General features: G+C 59.3%; 1 pseudogene. It reads left to right on the forward strand.

Annotation, left to right across the window (positions count from 1 at the left end):
• Positions 1 to 44: 44 nt before the first annotated feature.
• Positions 45 to 940: pseudogene (locus ACH107_RS33190) on the forward strand (DDE-type integrase/transposase/recombinase); the annotation flags it as partial.

The raw sequence follows: 940 nt of genomic DNA on the forward strand, positions 1-940 counted from the left end.
AGTCCCAGCGTGTGCTGGTCTACTGATCTGTGACCATCAGAAGGATGCACTATGGACAAATTCTTCACGTCAGCGCCACGACCACGCACGCGATCCGAGCAGCAATACAGCGATCGTGCGCTTCGAACGCGGCGCTGAGCCGGGAGTTGGGCATCAACGTCAAGACCGTCGCCAAGTGGCGCAAGCGTCAGACGGTTGAGGACGTGCGGATGGGACCGAAGGAAGCGCATTCGACGATTCTCAGCGTCGAGCAGGAAGCCGTGATTGTCGCTTTTCGGCGCCACACGCTGCTGCCGCTCGATGACTGTCTCTATGCCCTGCAGCCAAGCATCCCGCATCTGACGCGTTCTTCGCTGCATCGGTGCCTGCAGCGCCATGACATCAGCCGCCTGCCGGGGATGGAGGGCGACAAGCCGAAGAAGAAATTCGAACGCTATCCCATCGGCTACGTCCACATCGACATCGCCGAGCTGCGCACGGCCGAGGGGCAAGCTTTACATGTTCGCGGCCATAGACCGAACCTCCAAGTTCGCCTTCGTGCGGCTGGAGAAAAAGGCCGGCAAGATGGCCGCCGCCCGGTTCCTGCGCGATCTCATCGCGGCGCTGCCTTACAGAATCCACACGTTCCTAACCGATAACGGCATCCAGTTCACAAACCGTAAACAGGACCGCTTTGCGATGGAGCACATCTTTGACCGCGTTTGTGATGAGAACGGGATCGAGCATCGCCTGACAAAGGTGAACCATCCCTGGAGTTCCGAGGATCAGGAAATGATCCGGGGGATCATTTTCCCGAGGGACGGCCAGGTCGAGCGCATGAACCGCACGATCAAGGACGCAACCGTCAAGCGCTACCATTACGAGGCACAGGCTCAACTCGAAACCCACCTCGGCGACGTCATCGCAGCCTGTAATTATACGCGCCGACTCAAGACGCTGC

The sequence above is a fragment of the Roseovarius halophilus (ex Wu et al. 2025) genome (assembly GCF_047086965.1).